Origin of the sequence: Roseomonas populi, from assembly GCF_024594815.1 — a bacterium.
GTDB classification, from domain to species: domain Bacteria; phylum Pseudomonadota; class Alphaproteobacteria; order Acetobacterales; family Acetobacteraceae; genus Roseomonas; species Roseomonas populi.
Map to the genome: position 1 here is coordinate 90,058 of NZ_JANJOU010000007.1, position 18,946 is coordinate 109,003.

An 18,946-nucleotide genomic window follows, 5' to 3' on the forward strand; every position below is an offset into this window, starting at 1 on the left:
GGGGGCACCCCCGCCATGATGCTTCGCGAACCGGCCGTTTATGAGCGCCGGCTGCTGATGAAGCAGTACAGCTTCGGCATCGTCGAGAAGCTCTGGCAGGTGCCCTGGGTCTTCGTCCTCATGCTCTGCGGCGTGGCGGCGATCGGCTACGTCGCGCTCTACTCCGCCGGCGGCGGCACACCGGACGCCTATGCCAGCAAGCACGCGCTGCGCTTCGGCTTCGGGCTCGTCATCATGCTCTCCCTCTCCCTGGTGGATATCCGCGTGATCGCCCGCTTCGCCTGGGTTGGCTACGCGATCGGCGTGGCGCTGCTGGTGCTCGTGCTGGTCCACGGAAACATCGGGAAGGGGGCGCAGCGATGGATCGACATCGGCCCGATCCAGCTCCAACCCTCCGAGCTGATGAAGATCATGCTCGCCCTGGCCCTGGCCCACTGGTTCCACCGCGCCTCGTGGGAGCGGATGGGAAACCCGCTCTTCCTCATCCCGCCCGCCATCGCGGTGCTGGTGCCGGTGGCGCTGATCCTGAAGCAGCCCAATCTCGGCACGGCGCTGATCACGGGCATGATCGGCGCGTCCATGTTCTGGGCCGCGGGGGTACGGTGGTGGAAGTTCGCCATCCTCTTCGCTGGCGTCGGCTTCGCCGCGCCCATCGCCTATGAGCGCCTGCACGACTACCAGAAGGCCCGGATCACCACCTTCATGGACCCGGAGAGCGATCCGCTGGGAGCCGGGTACAACATTATCCAGTCGAAGATCGCCCTCGGCTCCGGGGGGATGTGGGGCAAAGGCTTCCTGCAGGGCACGCAGGGCCATCTCAACTTCCTGCCGGAGAAGCAGACGGACTTCATTTTCACCATGATCGCGGAGGAGTTCGGGCTCGTCGGCGCGCTGGGCACGCTGGGGCTGCTGGCGTTGGTGATCCTCTTCGCCCTGCTGACGGCACTGCGGTGCCGGCACCAGTTCGGGCGGCTGCTGGCCCTGGGGCTGGGAATGAACTTCTTCCTCTACGTCTTCGTGAACATCGCGATGGTGACGGGCAGTATCCCCGTCGGCGGCGTTCCCCTGCCGCTGATCAGCCATGGCGGCTCCGCCGTGCTGACCGTGATGCTCGGCTTCGGTCTGCTTGGTAGCGCCTATGTGCATCGCGATGTGGAGTTCGCGGCTGCGCGGGAATGAGAGCAGGTCCGGTGCATGCCTGAAACAAGCTGGGAATTCTGCGGGAAAGCGGTTGACGTGTCCGCTCGATCGGTTAAAAGGCGCCCCCACGGACGGCGGCGCTAAGCGCTTCCCTCCGGATCGCGGATGCGATGGGCGCATAGCTCAGTTGGTAGAGCAGCTGACTCTTAATCAGCGGGTCCAAGGTTCGAGCCCTTGTGCGCCCACCATCGCAAACTACCGAAGCTTACGGGCTTATCAAACGGACCGGCCAACCAGCCGCTCCTTGACAGTTCCCGTCCTCGGTCACTTTCTCCCCCCAGCGTCCTTACAGGCTCGCCTGATGAGCCTTTGCGGCCGGGCGGCACCGCTCAACCGCCGGGATGACCCTCCGGATCGGCGGCTGGGGCTCTTCCGCACCATACCGGTCCGGCGCGTCGCTGGCGGAGATGGACGTAAGCGGCGCTGTGGCGAGAGCCGGGATCAGCATCCGCCCGGCGGTTAAGGATCATTCGCCGGCGGCTCCGACAGTAGAGCCTGCCCATCCCGCACAAGCGAAAGGTTTGCGCGGCGCTTTCCCGCCTCCACCATAGCTGCGCCCAGGAAATGGCTCACCAGCAGGGGTAGTATCGGCAGCAAGGGTTCCTCTTCGATTACTGCACGCGACACGGATGTTGGCTCCAATGGCAATGTCTCACGGCGTAATCGTGCCTGCGAACGTCCGGGACTGCCCAGACCCTTCGAACTGGCACTAAGCGTAAACGAGCGGCATCCCAGGGAAATTCCTTCGATTCGCTCTGCCAAGGCAGCCGCCACCAGGGGAGGACACACTGTAAAGTCTCCGGTCACTCGTGCGCTGCGGGCTGACTCCTGAGCATGAACGAACTGGCCGGGGCGGGCGCCGCTTGGCGAGGCTTCCTCACGGGGAAGAGCAGATCGAAGGCGCCTGTCATCGGCGGGTGCTGAAGAACCACGTCCTGGATTTCCGCCCGGGTGATAGCCGGCTCGTCGTCATCTTCGACAACGTCCGCCCGACCACCGGCCGGGCCCGGACCGGCGCCCCAGCGGCGTCGCCCTGGCGGCGCGAGAGGGCTGCTCGGTCCCCGCGGTAAAGGCCTTCAACATCGACTTGTTCCGCAACGCCGCCCTGCACGGCGCTCTGGAGAGGCTGGCGCGAAACGGATTGTTCCGAGGCCTCCCGGAGGTCCTCCTCCACGGGCATTCCATGGGGGCTACGCTGCTTTGGCCTTCGCTTTGCTGGCGCCGGGCGCGACGGTGCTCGCCTTCGCACCACAGGTCACGCAGGATCGGGCACTGGTTCCCTGGAACGGCCGCTACCCCATCGCGCACGGCCAGAACGGAGCGGGCGATTTGCCGACAGCGCGGAGGGTGCGCGGACGGCGTGGGCCTTCGCAAGGCGATAGCAGAGGTCGCCGCCCGCCCCTGGGCGACCGGGCGCGGGAACGCTGCGGCGGATAGCGTCTCGTCAAGGCGAAGTGCGGTATCTACTCTCGCCTGATGCCCGAGCTGAACGACGTCCCGCGCTTTCTCAACGTCGGCTCAGGAAAAATCCCCAGCCAGGTCCCGGCAGGGCAGGGCAGGCCTCGATGAACCTCGCCGGGCTGAGCTTCCGCGACATCGAGTACCTCGTCGCGGTCGCGGACCACCTGCATTTCGGCAAGGCCGCCACGGCCTGCGCCGTCAGCCAGCCCACGCTCTCGGCCCAGGTCCGCAAGCTGGAGGACTATCTCGGCGTACAGGTCTTCGAGCGCGCCAGCCGGAGCGTGATGATCACCGATCGCGGCGTGGAGGTAATTGCCCAGAGCCGCGCCGTGCTCGCGGAAGGGCGGCGCCTGCTGGAGATGGCGCAGTCGCGCGCCGAGCCGCTGGGCGGGCAGTTCCGGCTCGGCGTCATCTCCACACTCGCGCCCTATGTCGCGCCAATCATCCTGAACCCGCTGCGGGAGCGCTTCCCGAAGCTGCGCCTGCACCTTGTGGACGGGATGGCGCACAGCCTTGTCCGCGCGCTGGAGGCCGGGGAGCTGGACGCGCTGCTCGCCTCCTCCCCGATTCGCGGCATCGAGCTCTCCGAGCTGCCCGTTTTCCACGAGAGCTTCGTGCTGGCCGTCCCGCGCGATCACCGCCTGGCGGTGATCGAGCGCGTGACGCTGGAGGACGTGCCCGCGGACGAGCTGATCCTCCTCAGCGACGGCCACTGCCTGCGCGACCAGACCATCGCCCTCTTCTCCGGCCAGCGCGCCACGCAGGGCGGCGGCGCCATGCAGGCGACGAGCCTGGAGACGTTGCGGCAGATGATCGGGGCGGGGATCGGCCTCTCTCTCCTACCGCAGCTTGCCGTGCAGGTGGGCACGCTGCTGGACGACATGGTCGCCTACCGCCTGATCCGCGCGCCGGCCCTGCCCGGGCGCGACATCTCACTGTTCCACCGCCCGAGCTTCGGCCGGATCCGCGAGGTGCGGCTACTGCGCGACGTGATCCGCGATGCCCTTGCCGGGCTTGGCACGATCAGGGTCCACGGCCACCCGCAGACGCGCGCGCTCGGGGCTGGCTAGCCCCGGGCGGCCGGGGCGGGGATCAGAACACGTTCCGCCCGGCCAGCCCGACCAGCAGGGTGCGGATCATGATCTTCAGGTCCAGCCACAGGGACCAGTGGGTCATGTAGTGGAGGTCCATCTCGATGCTCCGCCGCGCGTTCTCCGGCGAGCGGAGGGCGTAGCTCCGCATCCCGTGCGCCTGGGCGTAGCCCGTGAGCCCCGGCTTGATCCGGTGCCGCTCCGCGTACTGGTTCACTAGGTCGGAAAAGCGCTCGTTCCCGACGAGCATGTCCGCGACGTAGGGCCGCGGGCCGACGATCGACATCTCGCCCTTGAGCACGTTGAGGAGCTGGGGCAGCTCATCGATGCTCAGCCGGCGCAGCACGGCGCCCACCCGGGTCACGCGCGGGTCTGCCGGGCCGGTGGTTCCGACCGTCGCGTCGTCGTTCGGGTTCACCCGCATCGTGCGGAACTTGTAGATGGAGAAGGGCTTCCTGCCGTAGCCGGGGCGCCATTGGCGGAACAGGATCGGGCCCGACCCCTCCAGCCGGATGGCAATGGCGGCGAGGAGCATGACCGGGCTGAGGATCAGCAACGCGATGGTGGCCACCGCGTAGTCCTCGACGACCTTCATCAGGCCCTGCGTGCCCTTGAAGGGACGGCTCATTACCTGCAGCGCCCGAAGACGGCCCATCGGTACGATCGCCACGAAGTTAGACGTGACGGCCGCGACGTCGAAGGGGATCACCACATCGGCGGCGATCCAGCTCACGTAATCCATGAGGCGAATGATGTCCGGCGCGCGGGATAGCGGGACGGCTAGGATGATGACATCGATTGTCTGGACCTGGGCGTAGTGGCTGAGGACGGACAGGTCACCGGCGACGGGAATGCCGGCCACGGTCCTCGCCTCATCCTCCGTGTCCTTGAAGACGGCCAGGACATCGTAGGATTCGCCCTGCGCCGTCGCGAGGTCGGCGATGACCCGCTCGGCCAGTGCGCCGGTGCCGATGATGACGACGCGCCGCCGGAGAAGGCGCCTACGTTCCGCGACACGGATCAGCCACCACTGCGCCACCCGGCCCGCCAGAAGCAGCGAGAGCTGGAGAAGGTGCCAGGCGATCAGCCAGCCCGGTTCCCAAAGTGCCGAGCGGGCGAAAGCGCCGAGGAGCAGGAAGCTGGCGATCCAGGCCGGCAGCAGGCTGCCGAGGATGTAGGCCAGAACGGTGATCGGCTGGGTGTAGTGCTCCACCCGATAGCCACCGAGGCGGGTGTGTATCGAGAGGAACACCGCCATTTCGAGCACCACGACCACGGCGACCTGCAGCGGCTTCAGCTCGCTTTCCAGGGTTGGCCCAGGCGGGAAAGCCAGCGCTGCCGCGGCGAAGAGCAACAGCATCAGGTCTGAAGCTGCCACGAGGCGGTTCAGCATCCCGTGCGTCCAGCGCACGAAAGAAGGGGTCGTCCCGCTGGTCTGTAGTATTTCCATAGACACGCGGGAGGGCGGCTCCGTCAGGTCGGCCTCCAGACGGCCGGCAAGAGGCGAACGAGGTCCAAATTTCTGATACCAAATGAGAGGAAATCGTGCCAGACAACCCAACGACGTCATGTTCTCCATTTTTGATCAAATTGGCCGTCCTGGCGCCCCCAACCGCATCGTCAGCTTCACTTTCGAGGGTGCCTCGCGAACGCTGCTGAGCGTCGGCGGGTCGATTCTGGAGATGTATGGGGCGCGCGGTACCTACTACCTTCCGACGGGTGTTGCCGGTTACGGGACTGTCTCGCCGCAAGAGCCTTTTTCGCCCAAGGATATCGGCGCGCGGGGCCATGAGATCGGGTGCGCCGTCACGCCGGGCAGGGATGAAGAGAAAGGCCGCGCGCCCGGTACTGCGGACGACATCGAGCGCAGCACTGCCCGGATCCGGTCCGCGCTGCCCGGGGTTCTGCTGGAGCATTGCGCCTACGGGAACAGTCTCTCGCGAGAGGACAGGTCTCGTCTCGGAACCTACTTCCGGACGGGAAGAAGTCTGGAACCGGGGATCAACCGCGGCAGGATCGATCCCATGGCGATCAGGGCGAACGCTCTGCGCGGGCGCGAAGCAGAGTACCAGCGGGCTATCGCGCTGATCCACGAGGTTGCGACGCAGGGCGGCTGGCTTGCCTTTACCCTGCACGATCTTTGCCCCAGCCCGGGGCCCGATGGCGTCCACGCGATCGCCCTGGACCATATCGTTCGGACGGCCGTCGAGGCGGGGTGCCTTCTCCGGTCTATCGGAGAGGCGATCACCCTACTTGGGAAAGGCGCGCCCGCTTGAGTGCGCCGGTTCGGAAAGCTGGCGACGTCGCCACGGGCGAGTACGACGTGAGCGTCGTCATCCCGACCTTCCGCCGCCCGCACCTCCTGCGGCGATCCCTCGAAGCTGTTCAGGCGCAGAGCCTCTGGCTGACCAGGGGCGGCGAGATCCTCGTTGTCGACAACTGCCCGAACCGTTCGGCGGAGCCGGTGGTGGCCGCGCTGCCCGTCGGCGATGTCCCGGTCCGCTACCTCGCCGAACCGCGACCGGGCATCTCGCACGCCCGGAATTCCGGCGTCAGCACGACCAAGGGCGGGCTGATCGTTTTCATCGACGACGACAACCTGACAGTCGAGACGGCGATTGGCGACCTCGTGGCCGCCCTGGAGGAGACGAACGCCTCGGCGGCCTTCGGGCGGTACATCGCCTTACCGGAAGCGGCCTGCCCGCCGAATTCCCTTCACTTCATCGGCCCCTACTCACGCGATCTCGGCGCGACGCGAAGGGACGTGACCCGGGAAAGGGCCAAGCTCGGCACCTGTCTCTCCCTGTTCCGGCGCTCCGCCTTGGCGAAGCGGGAACAGCTCTTCGACCCGGCACTCGGCCTGACGGGCGGGGAGGACTCGGCGCTCCTTCGCGAGCTCGCGCAGGAGGGGCACCGCTTCGTCTACGAGCCCAGCGCCGTCGGCTTCGAGATCGTCGCGCTCTCGCGCCTGAATCGCGCATCGTTGCAACGCCGCCGGTTCCGTAGCGGGCAGATCCGGGTCGCCGATGCGGGCGGCATGGCGCAGCGCGCGCTATGGCGCGGCATCGGCGCCGTTCAGTTCGTCCTGCACGCCCAGATGGCCGCCGTCGCCGGGCTGCTCGGGCAACGTCGCCGGGCGGAGTTCCACCGGGGCCAGGCCTGGGGCGGGCTCGGCAAGCTGTTCTGGCGGCGGCCGCAACCGCCCTTCTACGGCGACGATCCGCTCCGGAAGGACGTGGACGCGAAAGCCGCCTCCTAGCCTGCTGCCAGGAAATCCGCCGGTTCCAGCCGCGTGTCAGGACCGGGAGGGCAGAGCTGCCCAGGCGAGCCCTGCCGTGATGCCCATCACGATCACCCGGGCGATCGCCGCGCCCTCCAGTCCTCCGGCCTGCACGCCGGCCCAGCAGAGCAGGAGGGTGAGCGCGAGCGAGATGCAGACCAGGCTCAGCCGCACGCGCTGCCGGCCGGTCGCGCTCAGCCCGTCGGCCCAGATCCCATAGAGCCCGGACATCAGCGGAAAAACGGCGGCCAAGCGGACGACATAGGGCAGGTCGTCGTAGCGCTCGCCGAAGATCAGGGGGAGGAGGCCGGCGAAGACGAGAAGGCCCAGAGCCCCCGCTGCCCCGATCCCCGCGGCGACCGGGATGAGCCGGTAGACGTAGCTCACGCAGGCCGCCGAACTCTCTCCCGCCAGGCGGAACATGCGCGCATAGCTCGCCGAGGCGAGGGCGCGCACGGGCATGCCGACTGTCTCCACGATCCGGAAGGCGGCGGCGTACTCGCCAGCGGCCTCCGCTCCGGCCACCTCGAGGACGATGGGCTTGTCGAGATCCCTGACCGAGGCCTGCAGGGCGCTCTCCGCCGCGAAGGCCAGCCCCTCGCCGGCATGCCCGCCCATCCACCGGAGCACCGGCATCCCGTGGTCACGGATCACGAGCGCGAGGCAGAGGGCAGCGGCGGCGGCCGAGGAGGCGGCATACCACGAGGCCCAGCCCTGGAGGGACAGCGCACCGGGAAGTGCGGCCGCGATGGCGATCGCCACCAGCCGGCACAGCCCGATGATGATGGTGACGGCCGACTGCCGCGCCGCCTGCCCGGTGCCCATAAAGACCGCGATCCCGACATTCGCGTAGCGGCCGAAGAGCAGGTCGGAGACCAGGACGAGTAGCAGCGGCACCGTGCCGATGCGCCCCACCTCCAGCACCGGCAGGATCGCCATCCCGAGAGAAACGAGGACGAGGCCCGTGGCGGTGATCAGGCCGAGGCAGTGGCCGAGCCAGGGGCGAAGCGCCGCGGGATCCCGTGCCACCGCGCGGATCAGGAGCTGGTCGCACCCCCAGCCGACGAAGCAGGACGCCGCCACGGTCAGCGCGGTGAGGCTGGCGAAGATGCCGTAGCCGTCGGGCCCGAGGCTCCGCACGGCCAGGACCAGCCAGCCGATCTGCGTCAACAGTTGCAGCGCGTAGCCGCCGAAGATCAGGGAGGAGTCGCGCGCGACGCTGCGCACCGTCCCGTGCTCGAGCAGCGCCCGCAGGCGCGCGGGAAGCTTCGGCACGGGTCAGCCCGGGCGCGGCGCGTCGCGCAAGGCATCGCGAATAGCGTACCAATCTGGCTTGCGGCGCATGTCGCGATCATAGGCGTTCGTGCGGGCGGGCAGCCCATCCTTGCGCCGGGCGCTGCTGCTGTGGTCCTGCCAGTTGTGGAGGTCCGACAGCCCCCAGAGCACCACGGTGTCCACCGCGCGTTCCGGGAGGATGGCCCGGAGGAAATCCCGGTTCATCGCCGCGTTCTCCGCGTCGCGCAGCGCGGGGTCGGCCGGCAGAAGGCGGTCCACCATGTCGAGTTCCGTGATCTCCACCTTCAGGCCGAGCGAGGCGACATCGCGGATGAAGCGCCGGAGCAACTCCGGGTTCAGGGGGGCGGAGCGCGGCGCGATATGGGCCTGGATGCCGAGCGCGTGCACCGGCGCGCGGCGCTGGACCAGGCCGTTGAGCAATTCCAGCATCGCGCGGCGGCGGAACGCCTGGTCCGGCGAATCGAGCTCGAGGTCGTACTCGTTGATCACGAGCCGCGCGGCCGGGTCTGCCTCCGCCGCCATTTCCAGCGCCATCGCGATGTAGTCCGGCCCGAGCGCCCGAAGGAAGGGCGACGCCCGCAGGCCATCCGGGCGGCGATGCCACTCGAAGATCGGCTCGTTCACCACGTCCCAGCTGCTGACGCGCCCGGCATAGCGCCCGGCCACGGTGCGGATGTGCAGCGCCAGCGTCCGGCGCATCTCCGAGGCGCCGGCATTCGGGTCGAACCAGCGCGGCAGCGCCTCGTGCCACACCAGGGTGTGGCCGCGAACCTTCCCGAACCCTTCCCGCGCCGAGAGGTCGAAGAGGAAGTCGGCGTCGCGGAACTCGAAGCCGCCCGAAGCAGGCTGCAGCCGACTCCATTTCAGCTCGAAGCCCGGCGCCAGAAAGCCCGCATCGGCGCGCAGCGGGGGCAGAAGCTCCGGCGTCTGCTCCAGGTAGGGGCGCGTGATCATGCAGCCGAAATTCAGGCCGCGAGCCTTGGCGAGGGAAAGCAGCCCGTCCTCGGCCGCCATCCCGGACAACGGCGCGAGCAGCGGCGGCAGGCTGGCGAGCACGGCGCGGCGGGCGATGCCGGCAGGGGTGGGCCCGCCGGCCGGCCTGCGCCGGAGCAGGGACGGAATCATCGGCTGCTCAGCCGCCGCAGCCGGTCCCGGACGCGCTCCATGCGCTCCGTCGCGGCCATGTCGGCGATGCTGGCGTGGAGCAGGGGCGGGTCGTCCCAGGGCGCGTCGTGCCACCCCCGGAGATGGGAGCTGGCCGGATCGCGCATCCACTCGTTCGGGAACAGCGCGATCGTGTCGCCGGGGGCGGGCAGGGAAACGGGCGGAGCATCGCCCCCCATCGCAGCCAGCAGCGCCGCCGCGAGTCCATGCCCGTCCCCCCGGGATAGATGGCAGATCGGTGTCACGCGCGGGTTCATTTCGAGCATGAGGGCCGCCCCATCCGGCGCCACCATGAAGTCGAAGCCGTGAAAGCCGGAGAGGCCCAGCCGGGCCACGAAGGCTTCCGCCGTGGCGTTCATCACCGGATTGTCGATCACCCGCACGACTGTGGCGGGGCCGCTCGCCCCCGCGGTCTCCAGTGCGGTCACGGAAAGGCCGGCCAGCACCCGGCCTCCTTCGCACAGCACCGCGCGGTTCGCCGGTATCCCCGCAGAGAACTCCTGCAGATGCGGCGTCGAGGGGCGCCACTCCCGGCGTGCGACGATGGCGCGCACGCTTCGCTCGCGCACCGAGCGCTTGGCGGCCGCAAAGAGCGAAGGGGGGGCGGTCAGGCGGTCCCAGGCAGGGCCGGCCGCCGCGGCATCGCGCAGCACGGCCACGCCCTCGCCACCCCAGTTGCCGTCCACCTTCAGCACGCGCGGCATCGGCCCGGCGGCGATCGCGGCGTCCATGGCGGCCCGGTCGGGCAGGTGCAGGGTGGGCGGGATCGGCAGGCCCATTTCCGCCGCCAGCGCCATCTGGGCACCCTTGGAGAGGGCGACGCGGTAGCCGCCCGGATCGCCCATCGAAGCCTCCACGGTAGCCCGCATCGCCGGATCCGCGTGCAGCGCGACGACGAGCATCGCCGAGACGTCGTCGCAGGGGATCAGGCGATCCGGCCGCGCGGCCCCCACGGCCTCGGCGAGGTCCGGGAGCAGCCGCCAGGGACGCAGCCGGTGCCAGGTCTCGGGCGCGGCGCTCCGGCCGAGATAGGCGCGCGGTGGGGAAGCGCCCTCCACATGGAAGCCGGCGCGGCGCAGCGCCATGCAGAGGCGGGCCGGAAAGGGCCATGGCTGGGTGGAAACGATGAGGAGGCGAGGCGGGGACATGATGTCAGACATGATCGCTCGGCCGGCCGCCCCAGAAGAGCTTGCCGGCCACCTCGGCGACCTTCAAGCTCCGCCGGTCCGCGTCCGGGCTGCCCCGCAGGCGGCCGAGACCCCAGAGGCCACTGACGAGCACCAGTTGGACCGCCGCGCGCGCCGCGAGCTCCGCCGTCGCGATCACGCGGCTTCGGGCGTGCTCCAGCGTGATGCGTGCGTAGAGCTGCCCCGCGCGGAAGGACCGGGCGCGGCGATAGGCCGTGGTCAGCCTCTCCGCCGGGATGACCTCCCGCAGCGGCGCGTCCGCGCACCAGACGAAGCGGCGCCCTGCCGCGTGCAGCCGGACGAAGAAGTCGTAATCCTCCCCACCGGTGCGGCCGAGCGCGGGATTGAAGGCCGGCGCCGCCCCTGCATGAGGGGCGATGGTGGTGGCGGAGCGGAGCAGGCAGCCGTTCGTGCCGATCCACAGGCCGCTCAACCGGGCGTCGTGGTCGAGCCCGATCGGGCTTCCGTCCGGCAGGGCGATGTCGCGGGTCAGGCTCCGGCCCGTCGGGTCCCATGATGGCGGCCCGGCCGGGAAGATCGGGAGTACGGCACCGAACACGACGTCCGCGCCCGTCCTCTCGCCTGTCGCGATCAGGTTGGCGAGCCAGGTCGTGCTGGCCACCTGGTCGTCGTCCATGAAGGCGAGCCAGTCGTCGTCGCAGGCCGCGAGGGCCGCGTTCCGGGCAAGCGAGATGTTCGGTTCGGGAATGGACAGGTAGTGCAGGGGTAGGCCGGTACGCGCCGCTTCCACCAGGACAGCATCCCGGGCGTTCGCGTCGCGCGAGTTGTCCACGACGAGAACCCGGGCGGCGATCCCATCCGGCAAGACCTGCGCCCGCGCGCTCCGCACGGCGTCCAGCAGCATGGCCGGGCGGTTGTAGGTGGTGATCGCGACGAGCGCTCTCATCGGGGCTTCCGGGCCTGGCGGCCGGGCCAGGCCGCCGCGCAGGACAGAGGGGAACCAGGCACGGCCGCGACCGGGGCAGGGGGCAGCCGGCGCATCAGGCTGAGCAGGCGCGGCGCCTCGAGCAGGTAGCGGCGCCAGAGCCGGCGCGGCTCGCTCGCCAACCGGTGCAGCCATTCGAGATGGGCCCGCTGCACCCATCGCGGGGCGCGGCGCTTCACCCCGGCCACGAACTCGACCGCCGCACCGAGGCAGAGACCGAGGCCCGTCGCCCGGCCCGTGGCGGCGATCCGGGCCGCCAGCAGCTCCTGCCGCGGCGAGCCAACGCAGAGCAGGACGAAGCGCGCGGGATGCTCCAGCACGAAGCGCACGCAGGCCTCGACCGCCGCGGGATCGTCGATGAATCCCATCGGTGGCTCGTGGTGCGCCAGGGCCCGCAGCCCGAAGCTGGCGCGGAGACGGCCGGCGACCGCCGCGCCGCCGCCGATCAGCGTTACTGGCGTGTCCGGCCGGATGACCGTCCGGAACAGCGCCTGGGCCAGGTCCGATCCGGGCACGACGGTGAGCCGATACCCACGGCGCGCCGCCAGCAGGCGGAGGACCCGGCTGTCGAGGAGGGACAACCAGGCGTTCTCGTACACAGCCCGCAACGCTTCGCCCCCAGGGCTTTCCAGGCGAAGGAGGTGGTCCGCGTTGGGCGTGACGACATAGGCGAAGGGGAGGACGGCGGGGCGCTCCGCGACGATGGACAGGGCCTGCCCGAGGTCGACCATATCCAGGCGGGTGTGAAGCAGCCGTTGCGCAGCAATCGCGCCACCCCGTGGCGAGGCTCGGCGCTCCGCCCCTTCCGTCGCCATGTCTGGTGATCCTCCGTGAACCGGCGGGTCGCGCACTGCCGGCCCGGGAAGCGGCGGCAGTTTTCTCTTGTTCTGGGACGATATCACATTATTATTATGGTGCACACGGGCTGCCGTAACTCAGACCGTAACTCGCGGGGGCGTAGCTCGGGTGTTTGGATCCGCCCTGCGGGCGCTTCTCCTTGTGCGCCAGTCATGGTTGTGTGCGAGCCGTGGCCAGATGACGGGTAAGGGCGTGGTCGGGACAGCAAAGGATGCGGGCCGGACGATGGGCCCTGATACCCGCCAGCCCTGTGGGACATCCTTCGGACCGTGAGCGACGCTCTTGTCCTGTCCCCCCGGCCAGCTCCGTCCGTGCGGGACGAGATGGCCGAGGACGCTGTCACGACCTTCGCGGGCCCGGCACGCGGCCCCGCCGCCTTCCTCACCCTCTCCAACCTCGTCGTCACCTTCGCGCTGCGCTGGAAGCTGATCGTGCTGGCCTTCGTGGCGCCCATTGTGCTGGCGCTGGCGATCGCCCTCATGGTGCCCACGCGCTACACGGCGGAGACCGTCCTCATGGTCCTCGTCAGCCGGGAGAACGCGGGCGCGACGGATCTGAGCGGCTTCGGCCCGAACGTCATCTCGGTCGAGATCCTCAAGGCTGTCCGCGCAGAGATCGAGATCCTGCGGAGCGAGGAGGTGCTGCGGCGCGCCGTGACCCGTGTCGGGATTGCCCGCCTCTTCCCGGACATGCGCGATCCAAAGGGCGACACGGCCGAGGAGCGGGAGGAGTACCAGACCGTCACGGCGGTGGAGAACCTGCGCCGCGCTCTCCGGTCGGACGCCGACACCACGAGCAACGTCCTGCGCGTCTGGTTGACGCTTCCGGACCGGGACGTCGCCCTCGCCACGCTCCGGGCCATTCTGGACGCCTATCTCGAGCGCCGGGCCGACCTCTTCGCGGAGGGCAATTCGCGCCTCCTCTCCGCGGAGGCGGAGAACTACCGGGTCAGGCTCAGGGAGCTGGAGAGCGCGATCGGCAACGTGAAGGCCCGGTACGGCATCGTCGAGATCGCCTCCGAGCTGCAGCTCACCTCCACTCGTCTGGACGGGATCGTCAGGCGGGAGGACCAGCTGCGGGAGCAGGCGACGCTGACCGACGCGCAGCTCCGCTCCGCCGAGGCCCGGCTCGCTGCCCAGCCGACTCGCGTCTACGCCTCCTCCGAGGCGACGAACGTGGTCAGCGGCGACGAGGCCCGGAACTCGCTGACTCGCCTGCTGCAGGAGCGGGAGCGAATGGCGGCGCAGTACGCGCCGGGCTGGCCTGGCCTCGCGGACCTGGACCAGCGCATCGCGGCCGCCCGGGCCGCCATGCGCGACGCCGCCCGCAACACCTTCCAGACAACGCGTGAAACCCGCAACCCCGTCGTGGACCAGCTCGCCAGCCGCGTCGCGACGCTGCAGGTGGAGAAGGACGCCATCCAGCAGCAGCTCGTGGAGGTCGGCCGCCAGCGCCAGGCCGCCGAGGTGCGCGGGGCGGAACTGGTGCAGGCCGATGCGCAGCTCCGCGATCTCGGCCGCCAGCGGGACGGGTTGGAGGTCGTGGTCCGCCAGCTCATCACGCGGGAGGCGGGGACCCGGATCGAGGAGGACAGCCGCCGTCAGCGCAGCCCGAGCATCAACATCGTCCAGTCCCCCACGGCGCCGCTGCGGGGCACGAGCGGACGGCGCCTGATCGCGGCGGGCGGCGTGATTGCGGGCATGGCGCTGGCCGGGATCACGCTCCTTCTCCTCGCCCTGACGCGCCGCAGCTTCGCCACGACCGAGGAGGCGGAGGGCGGGCTCGGCCTGCCATCCCTGGCCAGCTTCGCCTCGCTCAAGCCCTCGGCCGACGACATGAAGCGCGTGCCGGAGGTGGCGGACTTCGTCGCCATGATGCTGGACGTCCGCATCTCCAGTCGGCGGCCCTGCCTGATCCAGCTCGTCTCCACGGGCGTTGAGGACGGGCGGGAGGAGCTGGGGCGCAGCATCGCCCTGGAGTACGCGCGCCGAACCGACACCGACATCCTGCTGATCGATCTCCAGAGCGACGGGCGGGCGCAGCTCGCCGCCCTCGGCTCGCAGCCCATGGAGGTGGAACGGGTCCCCGGGCACCTTCTGGTGTTCAACACCGTCGTGCCGAACCTGTGGATTTCCTACGACGCCCAGAATTCCAGTCTGCTAGACCCGGAGGTGACGATCGAGGGAACCCGGAACCTGCTGGAACGGCTGCGGCGCGCCTTCGACGCGGTCATCGTGATCGGCCCCGATTTCGACGGGAACTATGCGATGCGCCGCCTGACTGCGATGATGGACGCGAACGTGATCGTCGTGCGCGGGGAGCGCACGGAAGGGGCTCGGGCGCGGGCTCTGCGCGACTGGATCCTCGGCTCGGGCGGCACGCTGCTCGGCTTCGTCTTCACCGGGAGGCGTAAGATCCTGCCGAGAGCCCTGGCCCGGATCGCGTGACCATGCGCCTGACCATGCGTTTCCCGGCCTACCTCCTGCTCGGCCTCCTGGCCGCCTGCACCACGCAGGAGCTGCGGCCGGTGCCGAACGAGCCGCAGGGCTTCGCTCCCTGGACCGAAACCACCCCGGTGTACCGGTTCGGCGCAGGGGACCGGGTGCGCGTCCAGTTCCTGCTGACCCCCGAAATGAACGAGACCTCTCTCATCGCGCCCGACGGCACCATCAGCACGCGCGCGACCGGCAGCCTGGCCGCGGCGGGCCTGACGGCGAAGGAGCTTGAGGCCGCCATCACCCGCGCCTCCCGCCGGGTCCTGAACCATCCCATTGTCACGGCCGCTCTCGAGGATGCCGGAGGAGCGACGGTTCTCGTCGGCGGTGCGGTGAAGCAGCCGGGAGCGGTGCCCCTGCGCCGCCCCAGCGGGAGCTTGGAGGTTATCATCCAGGCCGGCGGCTTCGAGCAGGACGCGCGCATGAACGAGGTGGTTCTGATCCGCCGGGGCCCCGACAACCGCCCCATGCTGCGGACCCTGGACGTGCGCGGCTTCATCCAGACCGCCTCCGCGGAGCCGGGCCAGCCGGGCAACGACATCCCGCTCTTTCCCGGCGATATCGTCTACGTGCCGCGCAGTCGGATCGGCGAGATCAACCAGTGGGTGGATCAGTACATCAACCGCCTGATTCCCTTCCAGCGCACCTTCTCCTATGCGGTGAACCGCAGCTCGGCGGTACCCTTCTGATGGGGCGGGCGGACGTCCCCGGCTATCCGGCCCTGAGGAGCGGCACTGCATCCGGGTTGCGTGGCCGGCTTCCACCTGCCGCGCTCGGGGCACCTGAGATGACATCGCCGGCCGGCCGGAACATCGCCTAGCAGCGCGATGGGAGCCGTCCCTCGTCCAATCCGTGCCCTCCAGGGCGCCCCGATGGCCGTGCCGATCGTCGCGCGGCGGGCCGCCGGGACCCCAGCAACGGTTCGAACCCGAAAGACGGCGGCACCGGCCCCTTCGCGCTTCGCCGGGGTCGGCACATGGCTCTACGCGACGTTCGTCGGGGCGATCATCGCCTTCTACTCCGGCGCCAGAATTCGGCTGAGCAGCTCGGACGAGACATTGATGGGCGGCTCCGATCCGCTCAACACGCTGATCACGCTGGTCCTCCTGCTGGGCGGCACGATCGTCCTCCTCCGGCATGCCCGCCGCTTCGTCCCGACGATCCTGCCGATGCTGCCTTTCGTCCTCATGCTGGCCGTCATGCTGGCATCGGCGTCCTGGTCCTACTCGCCGGAGAACACGGTGCGCCGCACGGTCACGATGACCGCGCTGCTTCTCTTCGCGCTCTGCTCGCAGGTAACGCTCGGGCCGGAGCGCTGGATGCGGATCGCCCTGCGAGCGATGGTCGCCGCCGCCGTGCTGTCGCTGCTGGAGGCTGCGCTGCGGCCCGCCATCGGGTTCGACGTCGGCGAGTACGCCAATGCCGTCCGCGGACTCTACAGCCAGAAGAACGCCTTCGGTCAGGCACTCCTGGCCGGGGCGCTGGCGCTCTCCTACGGAGTGCTCGCGCGCGGCCGCCTGCGGCTCGCCGACGGAGCCGCCATTCTCTTCCTCCTCGTGGTTCTCGTCCTGTCTCGCTCCACAACCTCGCTTCTACTCACGCTGATGGTGAGTGGTGTGACGGTGGTGGTGATCGCCCTGGGCACCGGGGGCGCGGTTCGGATCGCGACAGCGATCATGCTTCTCGTCGGGACGGTTACCGCGGCCCTCATCCTCTTCGCTGTGCCGACCGAGGCCTTGCTCGACCTCATCGGTAAGGATGCCTCATTCACCGGCCGCACGGCGGTGTGGGAGGCGGTCAACCAAGCCATCGCACTGCGGCCCCTGACCGGCTACGGCTATGCGGCCTTTTGGCTAGAGGGCTCCAGCAACCTGCTGCGGGTCTGGGACTACGTGGCCTGGGACGTGCTCAGCGCCCATAGCGGGTACCTGGAGGTAAGGCTGCAGCTCGGTCTCCTGGGCACGTTGCTGGTCTGGTGCCTGGGGGGCGTGACCGTGCTGCTCGCGATGCGGGCGGCTTGGCTGGGGAAGCACCGGATTGCTGCCTGGGCGCTGCTCCTCATCGGCACCATGGCGATCCTGAACAGGAGCGAGTCCGTGCTGCTCGGCGCCGACCTCATGACGGCGTACTGGGTGTTCGCCGTGCTGGTCCTCGCCGGCGTTTCGCGCGCCGGCCGGGACAGCGGTGTTCCCGGCCTGAACGGTCCGGGCCTGAGGTAAAGGCGCGGCCGGCGGCCGAAGATGCCGCAGGAAAGCTCGCCGAGGAGCAAGGGTAGGCGCTACGGCCGGAGGTGCCGTGCCGTTTCCAGTCCGATCGGGCCGGCGACCATTTTGCCGATGAGCAAGCTGGTGGCCAGGCATCGCGCGCCCTCGTTCGTCAGGCCTCGGGCCGGCGGCGCCAGGGGGGTACGGCAGAGATGAGCGGGGGCGACAGGCAGGCCCCAGGCAGCCACCCGGAAAGGAATGCCTGCCGTCAGTCCTGCCTCACGGCACTGCGGGAACGGCGCGGCTCCGGTCCGGTGCTCCTTCATGGCGCAGGCGGCGCCTCAGCCGCGCGGCCGGCTTCTCGATGCCCCAGTACAGAGCCGCCGTGAGGACGGCCGTGACCGGCAGGTAGACGAGATACCAGGCCGCAGGCGCGAGCTCCTCGGGAACAGTCACGCCGGTGTATTCGCAAGCCAGGACGAGCGCCAACCAGTGCGTCAGGTACAGCACGTAGCTCATTCGCCCGATCAGCAGCATCGGCGGCCGGCTGAGAAGGGCGCGCGCCCAGCCCAGGGCGGGGCTGAACAGCAGCGCGCCGAGGCCGAACAGGATGGCGACGCTCTGCACGGAGTAGCGCCAGGTGTCGCGGAAGAAGGGGTCCCGGTAGAGAAGGCTGCCAAGCACCATGAGCACCGCGAGGACGGCGCTGCCGGGGTGGCGGAGGACGGCGGTCACCCAGGGCGCGCGCGCACGGCCCGCGAGCCATGCGAGGAGGCAGCCAACGAGCAGGGCGTCCAGCCGCGTGTCGGTCGAGGCGTAGATCCGCTCCGTCACGCTGATGCCGCAAAGTGCGAGGGAGCCCTCGAAGGATCCGCCGGGCATGCAGCCCGTCCGCATCACGAGGCGCCAGGCCAGGCTCGCGAGGATGAGCAGCCCCACCCAGAGCACGAACCCGCCGCGACGCAGCGCCAGCACCAGGAACAAGGGGAACAGGAGGTAGAAGTGCTCCTCGATCGCGAGGGACCAGAGCACCCCGAAAGGGGAGGGAATGCTGGGCACAACCGTGGAGAACCCGATCCACACCCTGTAGTAGTTGGCCCCGTAGAACAGCGCCGATACCAGCTCTCCCGGGTGTAGCGGCACGCGGAACCACAACAGGGCGAGGCAGGACAGCGCGATGAAGGCCAGCAGGGCGGGATAGAGCCGCACCGCGCGGCGCAAGTAGAAGGCGCCGAAGTCGATACGCCCAGTCGCGGCCCATTCAGCCAGCAGGAGTCGGGTGATGATGAATCCGCTGATGCCGAAGAAGAGCGTGACGCCGAAACCGCCCGGGACAATCCCGCCCAGCCCTGCATGGCTCACCACGACGAGCAGGATCGATACTGCGCGCAGGCCATCCAACTCCGGGATATAGGCGTAGGAACTGCCCAGCGGCTGCGGAGTGGTCATCGACTTCCTTCTGGCCCGAGGCGTCTGAAAATTTGCCCGTATGGACCTCAGGGGCAACCTGCGAGAATTTTGGGACAGGTGCAACCGGGGTGAGGATCGCGGCCTCGTTCGCCGAGTTTCCCGCCCCGGGGCGCAGTCCGCCGGCGTCAATGGCCAGCCGTCCCCCTCCGCACGACCCTGCCTCGGCTGACCCCCTTCGGGATGCAGTCGGACCAAAACAGCAGGGCGTGCGATATCGACGTGATCCCGTCACCCCGCTGAACCCCGTCTGGGAGCCGGCCCTAGGGCCCGGGATGCGCACCGGATGCGCGAAAC

General features: G+C 69.5%; 14 protein-coding genes and 1 tRNA gene. 8 read left to right on the plus strand and 7 right to left on the minus strand.

The features are described from left to right. The first annotated feature begins 15 nt into the window (after window positions 1-15). From rodA to NRP21_RS09685, 3 genes are all read left to right on the plus strand, one after another. Window positions 16-1,179 (plus strand): rod shape-determining protein RodA, encoded by a 1,164-nt coding sequence (gene rodA / locus NRP21_RS09675; RefSeq protein ID WP_257715987.1) that lies wholly within the window; start codon window positions 16-18, stop codon window positions 1,177-1,179. Window positions 1,180-1,312: 133 nt separating this feature from the next. Next, window positions 1,313-1,388, plus strand: a tRNA-Lys gene (locus NRP21_RS09680). A 1,377-nt stretch (window positions 1,389-2,765) separates the two neighbouring features. Next, window positions 2,766-3,731, plus strand: coding sequence for a LysR substrate-binding domain-containing protein (locus NRP21_RS09685; RefSeq protein ID WP_257715988.1), 966 nt, complete (start codon window positions 2,766-2,768; stop codon window positions 3,729-3,731). 22 nt (window positions 3,732-3,753) lie between these two features. On the opposite strand, the gene NRP21_RS09690 is transcribed toward NRP21_RS09685, so the two are convergent. After that, entirely contained in the window at window positions 3,754-5,145 is a 1,392-nt protein-coding gene (locus tag NRP21_RS09690; RefSeq protein WP_257715989.1) for a sugar transferase, read from the minus strand. 175 nt (window positions 5,146-5,320) lie between these two features. Here NRP21_RS09690 and NRP21_RS09695 point away from each other — a divergent pair, with 175 nt between their 5' ends. Together NRP21_RS09695 and NRP21_RS09700 are read left to right on the plus strand one after the other, a co-directional pair. Next, complete coding sequence (locus tag NRP21_RS09695; protein WP_257715990.1) at window positions 5,321-6,028, plus strand: polysaccharide deacetylase family protein; 708 nt, start codon at window positions 5,321-5,323, stop codon at window positions 6,026-6,028. Continuing rightward, the gene (locus NRP21_RS09700) at window positions 6,025-7,011 is read left to right on the plus strand and encodes a glycosyltransferase family 2 protein (protein WP_257715991.1); all 987 of its coding nucleotides are present in this window, start codon (window positions 6,025-6,027) and stop codon (window positions 7,009-7,011) included. Before NRP21_RS09695 ends, NRP21_RS09700 begins: the two co-directional genes overlap by 4 nt. Window positions 7,012-7,047: 36 nt before the next feature. Here the strand turns inward: NRP21_RS09700 and NRP21_RS09705 are convergent, their stop codons facing one another. The 5 genes from NRP21_RS09705 to NRP21_RS09725 are packed head-to-tail and all read right to left on the minus strand — an operon-like array spanning window position 7,048 to window position 12,440. After that, window positions 7,048-8,307: a lipopolysaccharide biosynthesis protein gene (locus NRP21_RS09705; RefSeq protein WP_257715992.1), complete on the minus strand. Its 1,260-nt coding sequence runs from the start codon at window positions 8,305-8,307 to the stop codon at window positions 7,048-7,050. Between the two features lie 3 nt (window positions 8,308-8,310). Further along, entirely contained in the window at window positions 8,311-9,453 is a 1,143-nt protein-coding gene (locus NRP21_RS09710) for an endo-1,4-beta-xylanase (RefSeq protein WP_257715993.1), read from the minus strand. Beyond that, window positions 9,450-10,652, minus strand: a complete 1,203-nt coding sequence (locus NRP21_RS09715; protein ID WP_257715994.1) for an ATP-grasp domain-containing protein — start codon at window positions 10,650-10,652, stop codon at window positions 9,450-9,452. Before NRP21_RS09715 ends, NRP21_RS09710 begins: the two co-directional genes overlap by 4 nt. Beyond that, window positions 10,645-11,586 (minus strand): glycosyltransferase family 2 protein, encoded by a 942-nt coding sequence (locus NRP21_RS09720; protein WP_257715995.1) that lies wholly within the window; start codon window positions 11,584-11,586, stop codon window positions 10,645-10,647. The genes NRP21_RS09715 and NRP21_RS09720 overlap by 8 nt, the downstream gene beginning before the upstream one ends. Beyond that, window positions 11,583-12,440, minus strand: coding sequence for a WecB/TagA/CpsF family glycosyltransferase (locus NRP21_RS09725; RefSeq protein ID WP_257715996.1), 858 nt, complete (start codon window positions 12,438-12,440; stop codon window positions 11,583-11,585). The genes NRP21_RS09720 and NRP21_RS09725 overlap by 4 nt, the downstream gene beginning before the upstream one ends. 312 nt (window positions 12,441-12,752) lie before the next feature. On the opposite strand from NRP21_RS09725, the gene NRP21_RS09730 reads away from it, so the two are divergent. The 3 genes from NRP21_RS09730 (at window position 12,753) to NRP21_RS09740 (ending at window position 17,197) form a co-directional block, all read left to right on the plus strand. Then, complete coding sequence (locus tag NRP21_RS09730; RefSeq protein WP_257715997.1) at window positions 12,753-14,930, plus strand: GumC family protein; 2,178 nt, start codon at window positions 12,753-12,755, stop codon at window positions 14,928-14,930. A gap of 2 nt (window positions 14,931-14,932) precedes the next feature. Beyond that, window positions 14,933-15,667, plus strand: a complete 735-nt coding sequence (locus NRP21_RS09735; RefSeq protein ID WP_257715998.1) for a polysaccharide biosynthesis/export family protein — start codon at window positions 14,933-14,935, stop codon at window positions 15,665-15,667. A gap of 183 nt (window positions 15,668-15,850) precedes the next feature. Beyond that, complete coding sequence (locus NRP21_RS09740) at window positions 15,851-17,197, plus strand: O-antigen ligase family protein (RefSeq protein WP_257715999.1); 1,347 nt, start codon at window positions 15,851-15,853, stop codon at window positions 17,195-17,197. Between the two features lie 264 nt (window positions 17,198-17,461). On the opposite strand, the gene NRP21_RS09745 is transcribed toward NRP21_RS09740, so the two are convergent. Continuing rightward, a complete protein-coding gene (locus NRP21_RS09745; RefSeq protein WP_257716000.1) occupies window positions 17,462-18,631 on the minus strand; it encodes an acyltransferase family protein in 1,170 nt (389 codons plus the stop codon). Between the last annotated feature and the right edge of the window lie 315 nt (window positions 18,632-18,946).